Raw genomic sequence first — 1,872 nt, 5'->3', positions numbered from 1 at the left:
CCGGTTTCTGTGCGCGAAAACACGCCCGCATTCTCCAGTTCACCGAGTAATCCTTTGATGGCTTTCTCGGATTCACCGACCAAGCGAGCCAGTTGTGCAGCATTCATCGCATGGCCATTGATCGATAGATAGCCGTAAGGCTCGCACTCGTGCATGATGCACATCATTTCAATCCATAAGCCACGCGCGGCAATCGAGCAGCTTTGCAGTGCAGAGTCTTTACGCCAATCCGCGGGATAAAACTGAAAGGAAGGGCGTTTCATCGGGCCGCATCCTCCCATCCTTTCCGGCTTGGAACAGATGCCTCCAAATGCGCCTGGTATCGAAAGATGAGATAAGAAATTGCCTGAATCACCTCATACTCCGAATAGCTCCGGAATAAATTTAAAATCTGCCGCACTCGAATCTCTTTGGATACACGCGCGGAGTAAATCGCATCGACCATTGGCTGCAATTCGACTTCCTGATTAACAAAATTCATTTGTATGCTTCTCCATCAAATTCGAGATTGGACATGTGCACATTGCCGCGCCATTGCGGAACAGCACGTACTTCACGCTGCGCCGGAAGTCGAAAAAGTGCCATTGCCGGACGGCCATGAAAAATGGCAGGAAACAGGTGAACGTATTCGAGCGTTTGTCGTGTGTGGAAACTGTAGACAGCCCAGCATGCTTGTTCTTCAGCCTGCTAAAGGCTTTTTCAACGATGCGGGGCATTTTGTTCAGGTCATTCAGAATCCGGCTGCGCATAGGAAGTTTCTTAATCGCATGCGTCCCTTGAGGGATTTGTTTGATAAACCCAATCCACTGACTACTGAACGTATGTATTGGGCAGTTCCTGCGAATGAGTGTGGTGAGGTACTGAATAAAATTTATACAGTTAAACAACAATTTCCAGATAGCGCTATTCAACGTCCTGATGCAGAACATTTGCCCGCAGATATTGATCAAGAGCTGGACGAACTTGTACAGGTACTGCATGTGTCTCCGAGACTTACCACGATTGCTTGCAGACGCATCCTGGAAAAAGCTTGCAAAACAAAATTGAAAAACGCCTTCTCCCCCAAAAAGCCGCTGCGCGAATTGATTGATGCGGCTTTGACTGCCCTTGAAACAACACGGCAAATATCGGATTGGGCGCATCAACTGAGGATTTTGGGAAATGAAGCTGTACATGAGAGTGACGAACCCATTACCGCTGACGAAGCGCAACAAGCCTATGATCTGACACGCCTGATGCTGGACCTGCTTTTTGCTTATCCAGTGAAAATTGCTGCTTTGCGCAATGAATCTGTCTGACCTATAAAAATCCATCACTTCATTCCTACGCCGCCTCGCGCACAGCGGATTCGATTGATTCATCTCTTGAATCTCTTGAATCTCTGTTCTTTATCTTTAATCTGTTCTTTAAATCTCTTCTTTCTGAGCGCTCTTCCTTGGTGAGCAGACGCAGCTAGCCTTAAGCGACGCCTTTACATGTGTCTCCCTCGGAGCCGCATGACGCGGCAGCCTTGTAAGGTCAGTGGTGCTGCCTTCGCCGCCACTCGCCCCTGTTTCAGACCTGCCTCACAGTAGGGGCCTCTTCCCCATACGCTGCCGTATTTGCGCCGACCGTATGGGTGCTTTTTGTCATGGACGCCGTGGTGCTGACCCTCCACATTTCACTCAAGCAGGTTCGGTCTTGAGCCGTCCAATACCGCTCTCCGTTTAACGGTTCATCCGTCACTCCCCTTCGCCACTTCACACGTGGCAATGGCTTGTGGATGCGTGGCAAACCCATCCGCATCCGTTGCGTGATACGACAGCCAGGCCTTCTTGGGGCGACCGTGTTTGTCACGGGCCGGGCTTCCGTCCGAATAGGTGTCTACTTTCC

Annotated in this window: 2 protein-coding genes and 1 pseudogene; 1 reads left to right on the top strand and 2 read right to left on the bottom strand. The window is 50.1% G+C overall.

Annotated elements, in window-relative coordinates:
• Both CAGGBEG34_RS00560 and CAGGBEG34_RS00555 read right to left on the bottom strand, forming a co-directional pair.
• A pseudogene (locus CAGGBEG34_RS00560) lies at positions 1-263 on the bottom strand (hypothetical protein); the annotation flags it as partial.
• Positions 260-481: a hypothetical protein gene (locus tag CAGGBEG34_RS00555; protein ID WP_042687248.1), complete on the bottom strand. Its 222-nt coding sequence runs from the start codon at positions 479-481 to the stop codon at positions 260-262. The pseudogene CAGGBEG34_RS00560 and the gene CAGGBEG34_RS00555, both read right to left, overlap by 4 nt.
• A 4-nt stretch (positions 482-485) precedes the next feature.
• On the opposite strand from CAGGBEG34_RS00555, the gene CAGGBEG34_RS00550 reads away from it, so the two are divergent.
• Entirely contained in the window at positions 486-1,298 is an 813-nt protein-coding gene (locus CAGGBEG34_RS00550) for a DUF4145 domain-containing protein (RefSeq protein ID WP_042687247.1), read from the top strand.
• Positions 1,299-1,872: the final 574 nt, after the last annotated feature.

This window comes from Candidatus Glomeribacter gigasporarum BEG34 (assembly GCF_000227585.1).
GTDB classification, from domain to species: domain Bacteria; phylum Pseudomonadota; class Gammaproteobacteria; order Burkholderiales; family Burkholderiaceae; genus Glomeribacter; species Glomeribacter gigasporarum_B.
The sequence above is the reverse complement of the archived record's forward strand: the minus strand, read 5'-3'. Positions and strand labels throughout refer to the sequence as shown.

Excerpts from the sequence above, each read along its gene's own strand:
- CAGGBEG34_RS00555 (WP_042687248.1), bottom strand. The coding sequence starts at position 481 with ATGAATTTTGTTAATCAGGAAGTCGAATTGCAGCCAATGGTCGATGCG.
- CAGGBEG34_RS00550 (WP_042687247.1), top strand. The coding sequence starts at position 486 with ATGCTTCTCCATCAAATTCGAGATTGGACATGTGCACATTGCCGCGCC.